The sequence below is a fragment of the Ruegeria sp. YTSC325 genome, assembly GCF_059609525.1.
Genome location: NZ_JBXWLY010000001.1, coordinates 367,528 through 384,113 on the forward strand (window position 1 = coordinate 367,528; position 16,586 = coordinate 384,113).

16 protein-coding genes are annotated in these 16,586 nt (G+C 58.3%); 5 read left to right on the forward strand and 11 right to left on the reverse strand.

Annotated features, from left to right (window positions below; genetic code table 11):
• Positions 1-43 precede the first annotated feature (43 nt).
• The 3 genes from AC2FF7_RS01910 to AC2FF7_RS01920 are packed head-to-tail and all read left to right on the forward strand — an operon-like array spanning position 44 to position 2,835.
• Entirely contained in the window at positions 44-1,225 is a 1,182-nt protein-coding gene (locus tag AC2FF7_RS01910; protein WP_496905110.1) for a phytanoyl-CoA dioxygenase family protein, read from the forward strand.
• Positions 1,226-1,273: 48 nt separating this feature from the next.
• Complete coding sequence (iolB, locus tag AC2FF7_RS01915) at positions 1,274-2,080, forward strand: 5-deoxy-glucuronate isomerase (protein WP_496905111.1); 807 nt, start codon at positions 1,274-1,276, stop codon at positions 2,078-2,080.
• Positions 2,077-2,835, forward strand: coding sequence for an SDR family NAD(P)-dependent oxidoreductase (locus tag AC2FF7_RS01920; protein ID WP_480866967.1), 759 nt, complete (start codon positions 2,077-2,079; stop codon positions 2,833-2,835). Before iolB ends, AC2FF7_RS01920 begins: the two co-directional genes overlap by 4 nt.
• 58 nt (positions 2,836-2,893) lie before the next feature.
• On the opposite strand, the gene AC2FF7_RS01925 is transcribed toward AC2FF7_RS01920, so the two are convergent.
• From AC2FF7_RS01925 to iolC, 3 genes are read right to left on the reverse strand one after another with little or no spacing between them, the layout of a single operon-like run.
• Complete coding sequence (locus tag AC2FF7_RS01925; protein WP_480866969.1) at positions 2,894-3,733, reverse strand: class II fructose-bisphosphate aldolase; 840 nt, start codon at positions 3,731-3,733, stop codon at positions 2,894-2,896.
• A complete protein-coding gene (locus AC2FF7_RS01930; protein ID WP_496905112.1) occupies positions 3,730-4,566 on the reverse strand; it encodes a 5-deoxy-glucuronate isomerase in 837 nt (278 codons plus the stop codon). Before AC2FF7_RS01930 ends, AC2FF7_RS01925 begins: the two co-directional genes overlap by 4 nt.
• A gap of 8 nt (positions 4,567-4,574) precedes the next feature.
• The gene (gene iolC / locus AC2FF7_RS01935; RefSeq protein ID WP_496905159.1) at positions 4,575-5,543 is read right to left on the reverse strand and encodes a 5-dehydro-2-deoxygluconokinase; all 969 of its coding nucleotides are present in this window, start codon (positions 5,541-5,543) and stop codon (positions 4,575-4,577) included.
• 127 nt (positions 5,544-5,670) lie between these two features.
• On the opposite strand from iolC, the gene AC2FF7_RS01940 reads away from it, so the two are divergent.
• Together AC2FF7_RS01940 and AC2FF7_RS01945 are read left to right on the forward strand one after the other, a co-directional pair.
• Positions 5,671-6,774 carry a Gfo/Idh/MocA family protein gene (locus AC2FF7_RS01940; protein ID WP_480866973.1) on the forward strand — a complete coding sequence of 368 codons (1,104 nt, stop codon included), beginning with the start codon at positions 5,671-5,673 and terminating at the stop codon, positions 6,772-6,774.
• Between the two features lie 36 nt (positions 6,775-6,810).
• Positions 6,811-7,944, forward strand: coding sequence for a Gfo/Idh/MocA family protein (locus AC2FF7_RS01945; RefSeq protein ID WP_496905113.1), 1,134 nt, complete (start codon positions 6,811-6,813; stop codon positions 7,942-7,944).
• Here the strand turns inward: AC2FF7_RS01945 and AC2FF7_RS01950 are convergent, their stop codons facing one another.
• The 8 genes from AC2FF7_RS01950 to AC2FF7_RS01985 all read right to left on the reverse strand — a co-directional run bounded on the left by AC2FF7_RS01950 (position 7,945) and on the right by AC2FF7_RS01985 (position 16,512).
• Complete coding sequence (locus tag AC2FF7_RS01950) at positions 7,945-8,943, reverse strand: LacI family DNA-binding transcriptional regulator (protein ID WP_496849967.1); 999 nt, start codon at positions 8,941-8,943, stop codon at positions 7,945-7,947.
• A gap of 281 nt (positions 8,944-9,224) precedes the next feature.
• Positions 9,225-10,610, reverse strand: a complete 1,386-nt coding sequence (locus AC2FF7_RS01955) for an aldehyde dehydrogenase family protein (protein ID WP_480866979.1) — start codon at positions 10,608-10,610, stop codon at positions 9,225-9,227.
• Complete coding sequence (locus AC2FF7_RS01960; protein ID WP_480866981.1) at positions 10,607-12,280, reverse strand: acetolactate synthase large subunit; 1,674 nt, start codon at positions 12,278-12,280, stop codon at positions 10,607-10,609. Before AC2FF7_RS01960 ends, AC2FF7_RS01955 begins: the two co-directional genes overlap by 4 nt.
• A gap of 84 nt (positions 12,281-12,364) precedes the next feature.
• Positions 12,365-13,873 (reverse strand): FMN-binding glutamate synthase family protein, encoded by a 1,509-nt coding sequence (locus AC2FF7_RS01965; RefSeq protein ID WP_480866983.1) that lies wholly within the window; start codon positions 13,871-13,873, stop codon positions 12,365-12,367.
• Between the two features lie 643 nt (positions 13,874-14,516).
• Positions 14,517-15,176, reverse strand: a complete 660-nt coding sequence (gene ureG, locus AC2FF7_RS01970) for an urease accessory protein UreG (protein ID WP_496905114.1) — start codon at positions 15,174-15,176, stop codon at positions 14,517-14,519.
• Entirely contained in the window at positions 15,173-15,841 is a 669-nt protein-coding gene (locus tag AC2FF7_RS01975) for an urease accessory protein UreF (RefSeq protein WP_496849959.1), read from the reverse strand. Before AC2FF7_RS01975 ends, ureG begins: the two co-directional genes overlap by 4 nt.
• Positions 15,807-16,259, reverse strand: a complete 453-nt coding sequence (locus AC2FF7_RS01980) for an urease accessory protein UreE (protein WP_170353408.1) — start codon at positions 16,257-16,259, stop codon at positions 15,807-15,809. The genes AC2FF7_RS01975 and AC2FF7_RS01980 overlap by 35 nt, the downstream gene beginning before the upstream one ends.
• A gap of 28 nt (positions 16,260-16,287) precedes the next feature.
• Positions 16,288-16,512: a DUF1127 domain-containing protein gene (locus AC2FF7_RS01985; RefSeq protein WP_170751626.1), complete on the reverse strand. Its 225-nt coding sequence runs from the start codon at positions 16,510-16,512 to the stop codon at positions 16,288-16,290.
• Positions 16,513-16,586 lie beyond the last annotated feature (74 nt).

Genomic DNA, 16,586 nt, shown 5'->3' on the forward strand with positions numbered 1-16,586 from the left:
CCGCCCGATGGGCAACACCGAAGCCATGAGAAAGGAGAAAATCATGGTAAGCCAAGAACTTGGATATGTCGGATATTTTGACCGGGAATCCTGTGATCTGGATGAATTCAAGGTGTTGACCTCTCAGGCCCTACAGGCGTCAGCGGTGCCCCATGCGGCGGACATTGAAAAGAACGTACCCGTTTATGACATGAATGCCCTGCGGCCTGCGCTAGAGGAAGGCGCACAGCGTCAAGCTCTGCTTGCGGAATGGGGGCAGGTGTTGAACAGCTCGGCCGGAGTGATCGCGCTGAAAGGCGCTTATGCGGATACCACCGTGATCGACCGGGCGACGGAGGTGTTTCAACAGATCATCGACGAAGAGCGCGAAGATGGGGCAGGCGAAGGCGATCACTTTGCGGCCTCGGGTGCCAATGACCGGGTGTGGAATGCGCTGCAAAAGCAATGCATGAAGGATCCCGAAGGTTTTGCGCTTTACTTCGGCAACACCTCGATTGCGGCCGCGTGTGAGGCCTGGCTGGGTCCGAACTATCAGATGACTGCACAGGTCAATCAGGTCCGCCCCGGCGGCAAGGCACAGCAAGCGCATCGGGACTATCATCTGGGGTTTCAAAGCGCCGAAAGCGCCGCGCGGTATCCGGCCCATGCGCATTTGGTGACGGCGACTCTGACCTTGCAGGGCGCGGTCGCTCATTGCGATATGCCGGTCGAAAGCGGACCGACCAAGCTGTCGCCGTTTTCGCAGCTCTATGCGCCGGGCTATCTGGCGTTTCACGACACGGCCCACCGCGACCATTTCGAAGCAAACTACATCCAGCTGTCGCTGGACAAGGGCGATGCCGTTTTCTTCAACCCGGCGCTGTTTCATGCGGCGGGCGAGAACCGCAGCGCGGATATCAACAGGATGGCAAACCTGCTTCAGGTCTCATCAGCCTTCGGGCGCGCGATGGAGGCCATCGACCGGCGCGCCATGTCGCTGAGGGCGTTCCCGGCGCTGGTGGCGCTGAAGCAGCGTGGCGATCTGTCGGGGCCAGAGCTGGACGCGGCCATCGCGGCCACTGCCGAGGGGTATCCGTTTCCAACCAATCTGGATACAGACCCACCGGTTGGCGGGAACGCCCCCGCCAGTCAAGCCGATATCCTGCGCAGCGCGGTATCCGAAGGGTGGACAGAAGAACAGCTGGCACAGACGCTTGCAGCGCTGGAAACCCGACAGGCAGCATAAGGCAATATCGGGCGGGCGAACATGCCCGCCCAACACGGAGAACACGAGATGGCAGACCTTCTGAAAAAACCCTTCGGTACGCGTGGCAAGGTGCACGATATCACCCCGGCCGATGCCAGTTGGCGCTATGTCGGGTTTGGCCTGTACCATCTGCGCGCGGGCGACACAGCTGCCGAGGTGACTGGCGACCGCGAGGTTATTTTGGTCATGGTAGAAGGCAAGGCGCAGATCACCGGAGCCGGACAGGACTGGGGCGTGCTGGGCGACCGGATGGATGTGTTTGAAAAGACCGCTCCGCATTGCCTCTATTTGCCCAACGGGACCGACTGGCAGGCGGTTGCGGAAACTGACTGCATCATCGCGGTATGCACGGCCCCTGGCAAAGGCGGACATCAAGCGCGTCGTATCGGGCCGGACGGCATTACTTTGACCGAACGGGGCAAGGGGACCAACACACGCTACATCAACAACATCGCGATGGAGGGCGAAGACTACGCCGACAGCCTTCTGGTGACCGAGGTCTTTACGCCCGACGGCAACTGGTCATCCTATCCAAGCCATCGCCATGACGAGGATGATTATCCCCGGATCACCTATTTGGAAGAGACCTATTATCACCGCCTGAACCCCGCCAACGGGTTTGGCATTCAGCGCGTCTATACCGATGACGGTCAGTTGGACGAGACGATGGCCGTATCCGATGGCGATGTTGTGACCGTGCCGCGGGGCCATCACCCTTGCGGCGCGCCCTATGGGTTTGAGATGTACTATCTGAACGTCATGGCAGGCCCCTTGCGCAAATGGCGGTTTGTCCCGGCCCCCGAGGTCGAATGGATCATGGAGCGAGATAGTTGACCCAAGATTTTGCGAATTACCCCAGTTTGAAAGGCAAAACCGCCGTAATTACCGGCGGCGCCGGTGGTATCGGAGCGCGGACCGTCCGAGCGTTTGCCCAGCAAGGCGCGAAAGTCGGGTTTCTGGATATCAACGCTGATGCCGGGCACGCACTGCTGGCCGAGCTGGAAGGCGAGCACGCATTCGCGCAGTGCGATCTGCGCGACATCGACGCGCTGCGCGACGCACTGGAGCAACTGTCCGAGGAACTGGGCCCGGCGCATGTTCTGGTCAACAATGCGGCCCATGATGATCGCCACGACTGGCGCGAAGTCACACCGGACTATTGGGATGAACGTATGGCGACGAATATCCGCCACATGTTCTTTGCCATTCAGGCTGTTGCGCCCGGTATGATTGCGGCGGGCGGCGGCTCGATCATCAATCTGGGTTCGAATTCCTGGTGGGAATGTGGCGCAGGGTTCCCGGCCTATGCCACGGCGAAATCCGCCGTGCATGGCCTGACCCGCACAATGGCGCGCGAATTGGGCGATCACCGCATACGCGTCAATACCGTCGTTCCCGGCTGGATCATGACCGAGCGCCAAAAGGACCTGTGGGTCACGCCCGAGGCGCTGGCCAAACAGGTCGACCGCCAGTGTTTGCCGGACCCGATTGACCCGGTCTATGTGGCGCGGATGGCGGTTTTTCTGGCCTCAGACGACGCCGCCATGTGCAGCGCGGGGAATTTCATGGTCGAGGGTGGCTCGATCTGACCCTGCTCTTTCGCGGCATCAGGCTTGTCGGGGCCGCGACCGGTTGACCGAGTGTGTCTTACTTCTGCGGTGGTGCCCCAAAAGCGCGGATCACGGCGCGGGCGGCGGCCTCGACCGGGTCTTGCGTTTCTTTCAGGATAGTCACGCGATCAAATCGGTTTGGGTCGCTGTTGACTGCTGCGCGTAGGGCATTCCCAAAGGCCATCCGCAGTTCGGTGCCGATGTTGAACTTGCAGATCGACGTGTCGCGCGACAGCCGCGCGCGCTGTTCCACCGGCACGCCCGAGCCGCCATGGATCACCAAGGGGACCTCGGTCAATGCGTCGATCTCGGCAATGCGGGCCTCGTCCAATCCGCCTTCTTTGTCTTGTTGCAAATGTACATTGCCGACCGAGATCGCCATCGCATCGACACCGCTTTGCCGGGCGAATTGCGCCGCCTCGGCGGGTTCTGTGCCGTTCGATCCTTCCCCGCCGGAATAGCCGACAAACCCGATCTCACCCTCGCAGGAAATTCCTGCCTTATGGGCCATTTCGGCGATGGCGGCGGTCTCGTCAATATTCTGCTGCAGAGGCTTGCGCGACCCGTCGAACATCAACGAGGTAAAGCCGCTGTCCAGCGCGATCTTGCACTCCTCATACGTATAGCCGTGATCCAGATGCGCCACGACAGGGACCGAGGCGTTTTCAGCCAGGTGCCGGAACATTTTTCCCAGAATGGGTAAGGGCGTATGCTCGCGACAGCTTGGTCCGGCTTGCAGGATGACGGGCGCATTTTCGGCTTCGGCTGCGGCCACATAGGCGCGCATGTCCTCCCAGCCCAGCGCTACCAGCCCGCCAACAGCATAGCCCTGCGCGTAGGCTGGTTGCAGCACATCTTTCAGCGTAACAAGGGTCATTTGAACTTGGCGATCATGTCTTTGATGCCCGGAATCGTTTCGATCTGATAGGCATGGGTGGGTTGGAAGTACTGCACCAGAGACCGTTGGGTCAGGCCACCGAGGATGGTGAAGTAATACATCTCGTACCCTGGCAAGACGCAGCAGGGGTGATACCCGGTGTCTATACAAACAGTCGAGCCATCGACGATGTGATAAGCATCGCCAGGGGCGTTATCTTCGCGCTGTAACATCTGCAGACCCGAGCCCCAGTTGGGTTTGAAGCGGAAATTATAGGTCTCATCATGCCGCGTCTCATCGGGTAGGCGGTTGGTGTCGTGCTTGTGGCTGGGGAACCCTGACCAGCCACCTTGACCAACGGTGAACAACTCACTCACCAGCAGCCGGCCCACTTTGTCGTGCTGCTTTTGACCTAGAATATGTTTGATCTTGCGATGGGTCTTGGTGTCATCGCTGCCATATTGCACAAGGTCATGTTCACGCACGTCGAATGGATCCAGCACCTTGTCGTATTTCGCACCAGCTACAAAGACCTCGGCGGATTCAGATACGCAGACCATTTGCGCTTTGGCACCCACGGGAACATAGGCCCCTTCGGGTTCGCCATCCCAGACGTCTTCGCCCCGGTTTCCCAAAGCGGGGAAGGGGACGCCTTCCACGTCGACATCGACGCTGCCGGTTGCCGGAACAATGCAGGTTTCATATCCGGGTACCTGATATTCGAACGCCTCGCCCTTTTTCAATTTGACGATGTTGAAATAGTTCAACGGCACTGTCGGGTCACCAGTATCCACAATGGGTTTGTTCTGGTTGTCGAATGGGGCAATATGCATGAGACCTCCTAGGTCGTTGGACCGGGATGGGACGCCAAAAACGCATCCAGCTCAGACGTCGTTGGCATGGCTGGAGAGCATCCGGGTTTAGACACGACAATGGACGCACAGGCCGACCCGCGCATCACCGCGTCTTTCAGCGGATACCCTGCCGCGATCGAGGCCAGCAGACCTGCCATAAAGCTGTCGCCAGCGCCCACAGGCTTGATCGCGTCGACAGGGTAGATGCCGGTTTCGATTTCTTGTCCGTTGGCCAGTGTTACTGCGCCTTTTTCACCCATTTTATAGATTACGACGCGCCCCGGTTTCCCAGCCAGTTCTTGCGCTTTGGCAAAGCCCTTTTCTATACCGCCAGCCATGAAGCCGAATTCTTCATCGTTTCCGACAATCAGATCGCTGGCCGCGCCCGCGCGCGACAAAACATCTGCCGCCACTTCCGCAGACGGCCAGCTGTAAGGACGGTAGTCGATGTCGAAAATCACCGGCAATCCGGCCGAGCGGGCGTTTTGAAGGGCGCGGAATGTGGCGCTGCGCGAGGGTTCAGCCGCAAAGACAGTTCCGGCGGACAGTACGGCTGTGAATGAAGTGTAGTCTACTCGGTCGACGTCTTCTTCGGTGACCTGAAAGTCGACCGCTCCGTTCCGGTAAATGACGTTCTGGAAATCCTCGGTCCGGCTTTCATACAGCGCCAGAGAGGTGCGATATTCACCCCCCAGAACGCGGACGTAAGATGTGTCCACTCCGTAATGGGCCAGCCTGTTCATGCAGAACCGCCCTACCGCGTCATCCGAAATCGACGTGACCAAAGATGCCTGACTGCCAAGTTTTACCAGCCCGGCGCAGATATTGGCTGAAGATCCCCCCAAGTCGGCTCCAAAGGCGCCGGCATCTTCGCTTTTGACACCGACAGGATCTGCAAACAGGTCAATGCCCGCGCGCCCGAAAACAGCAAATCGGTTTCCTTTGATCCCATCCATCAGGGTGCTCACGTCGTGTCCTCCGGCGAAATAGGGCGGGCAGGGATGGTTGGTCCTTGCGTTGAATCGATTCACACGATACTCATTTTGCAACCGGTTGCAAATACAATGTTCGGAGCGGTTGCAAGTGCCAGAAATCGGAATTGGAATCGTCGGCGGCGGCTATATGGGCAAGGCTCATTCGGTTGCAATGGCCGCGGTGGGGGCGGTGTTCAACACAGCATTGCGACCCCGACTTGAGGTGATCTGCGCGTCGACGTCGCAGAGCGCAGAGCGGTATCGCGCAGCGTATGGGTTCGCGCGGGCGACCAGCGACTGGCGCGCCTTGGTCGCCGACCCAAAGGTCGAGGCAATCGTGATCGCCTCTCCGCAGTCTACGCATCGCCAAATAGCCGAGGCTGCCATTGCGCTGGGCAAGCCGGTGTTATGCGAAAAGCCTCTGGGCGCTTCACTGGAGGACAGCCGCGCCATGGTGGCAGCCGCTGAAGCGGCCGGCGCAATTAATATGGTTGGGTTCAACTATATTCGAACCCCCGCCAGTCAATACGCACGACAGTTGATTGCCAGCGGCGAGATTGGCGACGTCACCTGGTTTCGAGGGGAACATACCGAGGATTTCTATGCCGACCCTCAGGCCCCAGCGACCTGGCGCACGACGGGCATGGCAAACGGCACTATCGGTGATCTGGCCCCACACATGGTCAATGGTGCGATGGCACTGATCGGGCCTATCACCCAGGTGATGGCAGATGTGGAGACCGTCCACCGCCATCGACCGGGCGGAGAGGTCACGAATGACGACCACGCCCAGATGATGTGCCGGTTCGAAAATGGCGTCATGGGGAACCTCTATTTCAGCCGCGTCGCGACGGGACGGAAGATGGGGTACGCCTATGAGATCTCTGGCACCAAAGGCGCGATCCGCTTTGATCAGGAGGATCAGAATGCCCTGTGGCTGTACCGCCGAGAAGGGCCTGAGGCGTCGCGGGGCTTCACCAAGATCCTGACCGGTCCGGCGCACCCGGACTATGAGCCCTTCTGTCAGGGACCGGGCCATGGCACCGGGTATCAGGACCAAATCATCATCGAAGTGAAGGATTTCCTGCAGGCCATCCATACAGGCCAAAACATCTGGCCGACCTTCCGCGACGGGCATGAGGTGAACCGCGTTCTGGCGGCGGTGCTTGCGTCCTCGGACCAGCGGCAATGGCAGGACGTCAGTGATTTCTGATCGAACAAACGACAAGACAACAGAGAGACTAAGATCATGGCAAAGCTGAAATGGGGCATGATTGGTGGGGGTGAGGGCAGTCAGATCGGGCCCGCGCACCGGTTGGGCGCGCTGGCCGATGGGATGTTTGAATTCACCGCGGGCGCGTTGGACCATCGCCCAGAAGTCGGGCGAGAATATGCGCAGCGTCTGGGCGTGGCGCATGACCGTGCCTATGGCGACTGGCAAGAAATGTTGGCTGGTGAAAAAGACCGCCCCGACCGCATTGATCTAGTGACGATTGCCACCCCGAACGCGACCCATTTCGAGATCGCCAAAGCCTTTCTCGAGGCCGGTTTCCACGTGCTATGCGAGAAGCCGATGACCATGACCGTGGAAGAGGGCGAAGAGATCGTGCGTGTGGCCGAAGCATCGGGCAAGATCTGCGCGGTGAACTATTGCTATTCCGCCTATCCGATGGTGCGGCAGGCCCGTGCGATGGTGCGGGCGGGCGATATCGGCAAGGTGCGTCTGGTGGTGACGAATTTCAGCCACGGCCACCACGGCGATGCAACTGACGCCGACAATCCCCGCGTGCGTTGGCGCTATGACCCAGCAATGGCGGGCATCTCTGGTCAATTCGCCGATTGCGGTATCCATGCGCTGCATATGGCGAGCTTCATCAGCGATGACGAGGTCAAGACCCTGTCGGCGGATATGGCCTCGACCATCCCCAGTCGCGAGCTTGAGGATGACGCCATGATCAACTTCCGTACCGAAGGTGGCGCAGTGGGGCGGTTATGGACATCCTCGGTGGCGATTGGTCGGCAGCACGGATTCGACATTCAGGTCTTTGGCGAAACCGGTGGTTTGCGCTGGGCATCCGAGCAGCCCAACCAGCTTGTCTATACCCCGGTGGGAGGGCGCACTCAGATCATCGAAAAAGGGGAAGGGGGTTTGCACGACGACGCGCAGCGCCTGTCACGCGTGGCGATTGCCCACCCCGAAGGCTTCCCTCTGGCCGTGGCGAATATCTATTGCGATCTGGCCGATGCCATTCAGGGAGAGGTTCGAGATGGTCTGCCGACCCCTGCCGACGGCGTCCGATCCATCGCAGCCGTTCACGCAGCGGTGGCGTCATCCAAAAAAGATGGTGCCTGGACCGACGCGCGCCCACCGATGTTTCGCTGATTAGGGGTAGGGGCGCAATGTGCCCCGCTCAATCACCCGACAGGGAAAGATGCGGGCCTCGGGGTAGCGGTCGGGGTCTTTCAACATCTCTTCCACAAGATCGACCGACGCCGTGATGATCTGCTTGATCGGCTGGTGAATTGTCGTGAGGTCAACGCTTTCCCAACGCGACATCTCCATGTCGTTCAGGCCGATGATTCCGATATCATGACCCGGCTTTATCCCGTGATCGCTCAAGGCTGACAATGCGCCGATTGACAAAATATCGTCGCCACAAAAATACCCTTCGGCAGGGGTATCCGCCAACAGACGCAGCATTTCGGCGCGACCTGCCTCGAACGAATAGGCCCCCGCGAAGGAATGCGAAACGTTCAGGCCGGGGTGTTTTTCGACCTCTTCCATGAAGCCGCGATAGCGGTCCATGGCAGAGGTCGCATCTTTGGGACCGCCCAGATAACCGATGCGTCTGTACCCTCTTGCAAGCAACTCTCGTGCAGCCATGCGCCCGCATTCCACGTTGTCGATCCCCACCACGTGAACCTCGGGCGACGTGGCAGAACGCCCGAATGTATGCACCACGGGAACGCCTGCATCGTGGAACGCCTTGGCAAAACTTGGCGGCAACGTCGAAGAAGCCACGATGGCCGCATCGACCGAGTATTGCCGCAACATCCTGACAGAGTTTGCGGGCTGAACTTCGTCCGTCAGGTTGACGATCAGGGGCCGCAGGCCGCGTTCCTGAAGGGTGCGGGTGAACAGATCAAACACCTCAAGGAATATGGGGTTGTGAAAGTTGTTCGAGATCAGGCCGATCAGTTTGGTTCGCCCCGTTGTCAGTGACGACGCCAAAGCATTTGGGCTGTAGCCTAGTTCGGCAGCGGCCTTTTCGACTTTGCTGCGGGTTTTGGCTGAAACCGAGGCGCCTTCGGTAAAGGTGCGCGACACAGCAGACCGCGAAACTCCGGCCAGCGCCGCGACATCTTTCAGTGTGACACTCATGATGTGGGCCTAATCGGTTTTAGGGAAGAAATTGGTGCGGTCATAAGGAAATACTACGCAAAATTGCACCGTGGTTGCAATCGGTTGCAACGGCATCGTTGCGGCAAGAGCAAAGAAAACTGGGTCTGTATGCGAAAACTTGGTCGACCCCAAGGTTAGCAGAAACAGGTATCATCGACACAAAAGGCACTTTCGGCTGCATCAGACAGAAAAGTTGCGGCCTGATCTTTCCTGACGCATCAGGCAAAACAACGGGCAGCTGCTCACGCTAGTCAATGTCCTCAAAGCTTGATTACAGCCATCTTGTCCTGAGTCATGTCATGCATCGTATAGCCGATGCCGCCTGTGTTGTATCCCGATTGCCTCCGTCCCGCGAAGGGCATCCAATCGACCCGGAATGCCGAGTGATCGTTCACCATAACGGCGGTTGCATCCAGATGTCTGATGGCTTGCATGGCCGAGTCCAGAGCTTTGGTGAAGACAGCCGCCTGAAACGCGAAAGGCAGGCTGTTGGCGGCGGAGAACGCATCCTCGACCCTGTCGTAGCTATAGACGCAGACCACGGGTCCAAAGACTTCGGATGTTGAAACCCGAGCGTCGGCGGGTGGGTTCAGCAGGACGGTGGGCGCATATGTAGTCGGGCCCAGCTTTCGTCCGCCAGTCAGCAAGGTTGCGCCACCCTCAACGGCCTCGTCCACCCATTCGGCAACGCGATCAACTTCACCTGGGCGGATCAGGGGACCGCATTCGGTATCTTCCTGACGCGCATCGCCAACCTTAAGTGCGGACGCCGCCTTGGCCAGCTTTTGTGCAATGTCCTTTGCGATGCCCGTGGGCGCGAAAACGCGCTGGACCGAGACGCAGACCTGCCCGGAATGATAGAACCCGCCTTTGGTCACGAGTGGGATCATTCCCTCAATATCGGCGCTTTCATCCACGATCACGGGTGCGGCCCCGCCATGTTCCAGCGCACATCGCACTCCGGGGGCCAGCTTGGACCTCAGCATCCAACCCACCTTGGCCGAGCCGATGAAAGAAAAGAACCCAACGCGCGTATCGGTGATCATCTGCTCGGCCACGTCGTTGTGGCAAATCGCGAGGTGGCACCAATTCTCAGGTAAACCGGCCTCATGCAGAATTTCGACAAATGCCTTGCAGGACAGTGGCGTATCCAAAGCGGGTTTGACGATCACCGGGCAACCTGTAGCCACTGCGGGGGCGACTTGGTGAACGATCAGGTTGAGCGGATGGTTGAACGCGCTGGCCGCGACAACCACGCCTGTCGGTTCGCGCTGTGTAAAGGCGACCCGACCCGAGCCCGCCGCTGTCAGGTCCATCGGGATTTCTTTGCCAGCCATATGGCCAATCTCGTGGACGCACAGCTCGACCCCGTCGATTGCGCGGGTCACTTCAATGCGCGCGTCGACCAAAGGCTTGCCACCTTCACTGGCGATCAGCATCGCCAGTTCGTCGGCCCTTTCGGACATGATACGGGCTGTGTTTTTCAGGATCTCGATCCGCTGAAAGGCTGGCAACCACGCGTCGCGCGACCGGTGCAAACCATGGGCCACGTCCAACATGGAATCCACATCATCCCACGTGTTAATCGCAACACTACCGATCTTCTCAAGATCAAAAGGGTTGAGAACGTCCAGAGTGTCGCTCATATCAGGCACACCTTTGCAGCCAGTTCATCAATCAGCACACGCTGGTTTTCGCTGTAGTCCACCGGCAGGTCAATCAGGTGAACGCCGCCCGCCTGGAACGCCTTTTCGAAGGTTGGGACCAGATCCTCGGTACGTGCGACTCGATGGCCGGTCGCGCCGTAACTGTTCGCGTATTGCACGAAATCGGGGTTGTTGAATTCCAGCCCCCAGTCGTCGAACCCCGCATGTGACTGCTTCCACCGGATCATCCCGTATGAGCTGTCATTTAAAACGGTCACAACCAGATTGAGGCCAAGTCGAACCGCGGTCTCAATTTCTTGACTGTTCATCATGAACCCGCCATCGCCACAGATCGCCATGACCCTGCGGTCGGGGTGAAGCTTGGCCGCCATCATGGCCGAAGGCAACCCGGCCCCCATGGTGGCCAGAGCATTATCCAGCAGGACGGTATTGGGCTGATAGGCAAGATAGTTTCGCGCGTACCAGATTTTATAGATGCCGTTGTCCAGCGCAATGATATCGCAATCGTCCATCACTTTGCGGGTATCGGCTACAAAACGCTGTGGGATTACGGGGAAACGTGGGTCATCGGCACCTTCAGATGTATGCTGGTCGGTCTCTTGCTTGACGCGCTGGAAATAGCTTCGGTCGAAATCTAGCGGGCCGCCCAGTTTATCACCCAGCCGTGCGATGGATTGTGCCAAATCACCGACGACTTCGACCTGCGGGAAATAGACCTGATCGACCTGCGCGGCCTTGTAATTCACATGGATCACCTTGGTGCCGCCTTCCTCCATGAAGAAGGGCGGTTTTTCGACCACGTCATGGCCTACATTGATGATTAGATCGGCCCGTTCGATGGCGCAATGCAGGTAATCGCCATCTGACAGCGCAGCCGTCCCAAGAAACAGGTCGGATCGTTCATCCACCACGCCCTTGCCCATCTGCGTGTTGAAGAAGGGGATCTGCGTGTCTTCGACAAATTTGCTTAGCGCGCTGCGAGCGTGCTTGCGGTTGGCTCCGGCGCCCAGCAACAACAGAGGCATTTTCGCCGACCGGATCATTTCAGCGGCTTCGTTCAGGACCGTGTCGCCCGCGACAGCGTAGTGGCGCGGATGCGGCTCGAGCACATGTTCCGTTGTGTCTTCAGCAGCGATATCTTCCGGCAATTCAAGCAGGACCGCGCCAGGGCGTTCCTCTTGTGCGACGCGGAACGCCTCGCGGATCAGGGACGGGATGGTGTTGCCGTGAACGATCTGCTTGGACATCTTGCAGATCGGGTCGAACAGACCGACCACATCAATGATCTGAAATTGGCCCTGTTTCGACTTCTTGATGGGCTTTTGGCCTGTGATCATGATCAGAGGCATGCCGCCCAGATGCGCATAAGCGGCAGGAGTCGCAAAGTTGGTGGCCCCTGGCCCCAGTGTTGCCATGCAAACTCCCGCCTTGCCGGTCAAGCGCCCGTAGGTCGCCGCCATAAATGCCGCGCCCTGTTCATGGCGGGTCAGGACCAGCTCGATCCTTGAGGTCCGCAAGGATTCCAGCACATCCAGGTTTTCCTCACCCGGTACGGCAAAGATATACTCGACCCCTTCGGCCTCAAGCGCTGCGACGAGCAGATCAGAGGCTTTTGTGACAGACGGTGCGTTTTGCGAATGATCGGACATGATGTCTCCTGATAGCGCACCGGATCCGCGCACGAATCCGGCGGTGGCAAAGGTCACAATTGAACTGAGATGAATGGTGCGATGTTATTCCGCTGCTTGCAATTGCGCAGGTTCGGGATACAGCTCGTGCATCGAAACGGATCGGCCATTGTCCAACACGATACGCGCGTGGTGACGCTTCAGCTGGCGCGGTTCGGCCACACCGCAGCTGTGGGCGATTATGCCAACCTCTTTCTTCATGTTCCGGGCATAGCTTGCCACACGTTCCGATTTACTGATTGGATCAAGGCCGAACTGCAGCTTGGTATTATGCGTGGTGATTCCGGTCGGGCAGGTATTCTTGTTGCACTGCAACGCTTGAATGCAGCCCAGTGCAAACATGAACCCACGCGCTGAATTCACAAAATCCGCACCCGCGCAAAAGGCCCACGCCACCTCGGACGGGTTGATCATCTTGCCGCTTGCGCAAACCTTGACCCTGTCGCGAAGCCCGTATTTCTTTAGCATATCTACAGTCAGAGGCAGGCTTTCGCGCAGTGGCATCCCCATGTTGTCAATCAGGCTCATCGGGGCCGCACCGGTACCGCCATCCGAGCTGTCGATGGTCACAAAATCCGGCGCGCTTTCTGGCCCACGTTTCAAAATCTCTGCGCACAGATCGTCAAAGAACCCATATGAACCGATCACCGCTTTGAAGCCGACCGGCTTGCCGGTGATATCACGCACATAGGCGATCATATCGAGCAAATCGCCGACGCTGTCGATCTCGGGGTGACGGTTGGGGCTGATGGCGTCTTCACCAACTTTCAGTCCTCGGATTTCGGCGATGTCCTCGGTCACTTTGGCGCCGGGAAGGATGCCACCTTTGCCGGGTTTGGCGCCTTGGCTCAGCTTGATTTCAAACATCTTCACCGCATCATGGGCCGCGACAGTGCGCAACTTGTCCTCGTCAAACCCGCCTTCGGGTTTGCGCACCCCGAACTTGCCCGTGCCGATCTGGAACACGACATCCGCACCGCTTTCCAGATGATAAGGCGATAGACCGCCCTCGCCGGTATTGATCCACATGCCCGCTTTCTTCGCCCCTTGGGACAGCGCCCGCACGGCTGGGATCGAGATCGCGCCATAGCTCATGCCGGAAATGTTGAACATTGAATCCGTCGTATAGGGGTGGCGTGCAAAGGGGCCAACTGTAACATCCGATGGTCCTTGCGCATCCTGTTCCAGTGTCGGGAAGGGGCAGTTGGCGAAATATACGGTACCCGTGGGGCGTAGATCCCGTGTCGAGCCAAATGCGACGGTAGAATCCACGTTCTTCGCAGCCCGGTAAACCCAGGATCGTTCCGCCCGGTTGAATGGCATTTCCTCGCGGTCCTGGGCAAAGAAATACTGACGGAAGAATTCCCCCATATGTTCAAAGAAATACCTGAACCGGGCCACAACCGGATAGTTCCTTCGCAGTGTACTTTCCGTTTGTGTCTTGTCCCGAAAGTAGGCGACGACAACCCATAAAATCGCAAGTCCGACAGCAAAGACAAAAACCAAGGACAGGATTTCCAAAACGCTGAAGAGGGACGTTGATAATTGCGACATGGCTTGGCTCGTCTGTTGTGATCGACCAAAATTCGCAAGGATCAAGCGGACTTCTAAGTCGAAGAATAATGATGCAACCTAGATTGGGAGTTCCGAGTCTTTGTTCCAGCAGCAATCACGATTTTGCTAATAAGCGTCAACAAAGCCGTGATGGCGAAAGCCTGTTCACTTTTATATTGGCCTCTGTTTCCCAGAACACTTTTGTTTTTTCTTAGCTGATGAGCCGTGCACACACATCTTTGGGGATTAGTACTCAAAGCTTAAGCTCCGCAGGCTCTGCCGGATCGTGTGTGCTCACAGAGCGGTCACACAGGTTTGACCCGCTGTCGTACCGCGCTGTGTTAGGCAAAAGCACTCACACTTTTTATGTCCACGTCCTCAACGCAAAGGCCACCAAAATGATCCGAGCCGTCCTCATCACTGCCAGCATACTCTTTGTGGCCGCCTGCGAAGGTCCAAGCGGCGGCAGCGCAGAAAATCAAACGCAAGAGTTCGAAGAGAGCTTTCGCAATCAGGGCAGCTGATGCTCCAACGTCGGGCTGAATTCGTTTCGGCCCGACGTTTTTGGGGCAGACGCCGCAAGACTGGTAGAACAATAGGTTCTGAAACCGCGCACCTGTCGTGCGTTTTGCAGTATCAGAGGTTACGCATTCTGAACCACGGGTTGTTGGGCATCTGAGCTTGATGACAGGTTCAATCCACCTATCTGCGCCAGCAGGTCCACAATCCTGTCGACGCTCTGTCTATGTTTCAGAGATGCAAAGACAAACGGCCGCCCGTTGCGCATCCTCGTCGCGTCGCGGTCCATGACGTCCAGCGATGCACCGACATGGGGCGCAAGGTCGGTTTTGTTGATGATCAGGATGTCGGATTTGGTGATCGCGGGGCCACCCTTTCTGGGGATTTCTTCGCCAGCAGCCACGTCAATCACATAGAGCGTCACATCCGCCAATTCCGGACTGAAGGTGGCAGATAGGTTGTCGCCGCCGCTTTCGATCAGAACAACGTCGACATCGGGGTGCCGGGCCTGCATTTCAGCCACGGCCGCAAGGTTGATCGAGGCGTCCTCGCGGATCGCCGTATGCGGGCAGCCACCGGTTTCGACACCGATGATCCTGTCTTGGGGCAGAATCTGCATCCGCATCAGGGCCTCGGCGTCTTCACGGGTGTAGATATCGTTGGTAATTACACCGATCGAAAGACGGTCGCGCAGTGCCTCAGACAGTGCTGCGGTCAGCGTGGATTTGCCAGCGCCGACAGGGCCGCCAATGCCCACGCGCAGAGGGCCGTTCATGTTGGTCATGTTCGGAACATCCTTGAATATTGGGTTTCATGTTTCATCGACGCAATGTCCGACAGGAAAGCTGTGGACGTCAGATCGTCCAGTGTCGCATCCAGAGCGTCCGTTGCCACGTGCTGACATAACGGGGTCAGATCTCGGATCAGGCGTTGGCCTTCGGTTTGGCCCAAGGGCACCAGACGCATTGCGCATGCGACCAGATTGGACATGAAGGCTTGCAGATACATCTGTGCCGTCAGCGGCAGAGGCAGGCCGTTCAGTTTTGCGGCATAGCCCAGAGCCACGGGATAGGTCAGGGATCGCAGGTCAACTGACCATACTTCTGCCGTGACAGTGCTGAACGCTTCCCCCAAAAGGCGCGTTTCCATCAAACGCTCGGACGAGGGGCAAAAAGCGCGCGCCATCCTGTTGATTTCAGCAGTCGCATCCGCCGACCCAGCGTGGGCAGCGGCCAGAAAGATGCAATCGGCGCGCCCTGAGCCGTGCTGGATCACATCGGCTATCCACTCCCCTGTTTCGGCGGCCGAGGAAACGCTGCCACTTTCAATGGCCCATTCCAGACCGTGGGAATAGGCGAAGCCGCCCACAGGGTATGCGGGCGACAGCCATTGCGTCAGCGTCAGGATATCGGCGTCAGTGGGCGTGGCCATGGGTCCTGCCGTGGCCATAGGCGCCACCTTCGGGGGTGAAAGGCTCGCGGATTTCGCGCACAGTTGCCCCCAGTTTCAACAGCATGTCGCGGATGACGTGATCGACCTGTATCAGAAGGCGATCCGGCTCGACCTGACACGGTGTGTGGCGGTTGCCGATATGCCACGCGATGCGGGTGAGATCGTCGGATGTGACCTCAAGCAGCGCTTCAGGCGCTGCCTGAATGAGAACCTCGCGCCCGTCTTCCAGAACCAATGCGCCGCCATGGTCCAGTGATGTGGTCTGGGACAAATCAATAAGGATTTGTTCGCCGCTGTCGCAGGTCAGAACTTTACGACGCAGAAAACGGTCCTCGTAGGTAAGCGACAGGTGATCCGCGGGATCACCGTGCGTATGGTCACTGTATCGACGAGCAGTGCAGAGCAGGGCGGTCATAGTTTGGCCCCCTCTGCAGCGCGTGCGGTCAGAGCCAGATCGAGTCCGCAAACACCCTGTGAACGATCCGGTCGCGGGTCAGGCCGCGTTTGTGCAGTTCCTCGTCGCTGAGCGATTGTAGGAACTCGACTTGCCGAACCCGTGTCTGAGCTTCGGCCATGCGGAACAGCATGGAATTGACGCGTGTTGCGAAGTTTGCGATCAGCCCGAATAGCGAGAACCGCGTCGGGGTATGAGTTGCTGAATGTGCCATTTGGACCCTCGTTTCCGTTGGTCCTCCCATGAGCTTGAAAATGTGTCATGTCAGCCTCATTGAGTAGTGGGTTT

Bases quoted from the DNA above. Each gene is read 5' to 3' on its own strand.
- AC2FF7_RS01910 (WP_496905110.1), top strand. From the start codon at position 44: ATGGTAAGCCAAGAACTTGGATATGTCGGATATTTTGACCGGGAATCC.
- iolB (WP_496905111.1), top strand. From the start codon at position 1,274: ATGGCAGACCTTCTGAAAAAACCCTTCGGTACGCGTGGCAAGGTGCAC.
- AC2FF7_RS01925 (WP_480866969.1), bottom strand. From the start codon at position 3,733: ATGACCCTTGTTACGCTGAAAGATGTGCTGCAACCAGCCTACGCGCAG.
- AC2FF7_RS01930 (WP_496905112.1), bottom strand. From the start codon at position 4,566: ATGCATATTGCCCCATTCGACAACCAGAACAAACCCATTGTGGATACT.
- iolC (WP_496905159.1), bottom strand. From the start codon at position 5,543: ATGGATGGGATCAAAGGAAACCGATTTGCTGTTTTCGGGCGCGCGGGC.
- AC2FF7_RS01945 (WP_496905113.1), top strand. From the start codon at position 6,811: ATGGCAAAGCTGAAATGGGGCATGATTGGTGGGGGTGAGGGCAGTCAG.
- AC2FF7_RS01950 (WP_496849967.1), bottom strand. From the start codon at position 8,943: ATGAGTGTCACACTGAAAGATGTCGCGGCGCTGGCCGGAGTTTCGCGG.
- AC2FF7_RS01955 (WP_480866979.1), bottom strand. From the start codon at position 10,610: ATGAGCGACACTCTGGACGTTCTCAACCCTTTTGATCTTGAGAAGATC.
- AC2FF7_RS01960 (WP_480866981.1), bottom strand. From the start codon at position 12,280: ATGTCCGATCATTCGCAAAACGCACCGTCTGTCACAAAAGCCTCTGAT.
- AC2FF7_RS01965 (WP_480866983.1), bottom strand. From the start codon at position 13,873: ATGTCGCAATTATCAACGTCCCTCTTCAGCGTTTTGGAAATCCTGTCC.
- ureG (WP_496905114.1), bottom strand. From the start codon at position 15,176: ATGACCAACATGAACGGCCCTCTGCGCGTGGGCATTGGCGGCCCTGTC.
- AC2FF7_RS01975 (WP_496849959.1), bottom strand. From the start codon at position 15,841: ATGGCCACGGCAGGACCCATGGCCACGCCCACTGACGCCGATATCCTG.
- AC2FF7_RS01980 (WP_170353408.1), bottom strand. From the start codon at position 16,259: ATGACCGCCCTGCTCTGCACTGCTCGTCGATACAGTGACCATACGCAC.
- AC2FF7_RS01985 (WP_170751626.1), bottom strand. From the start codon at position 16,512: ATGGCACATTCAGCAACTCATACCCCGACGCGGTTCTCGCTATTCGGG.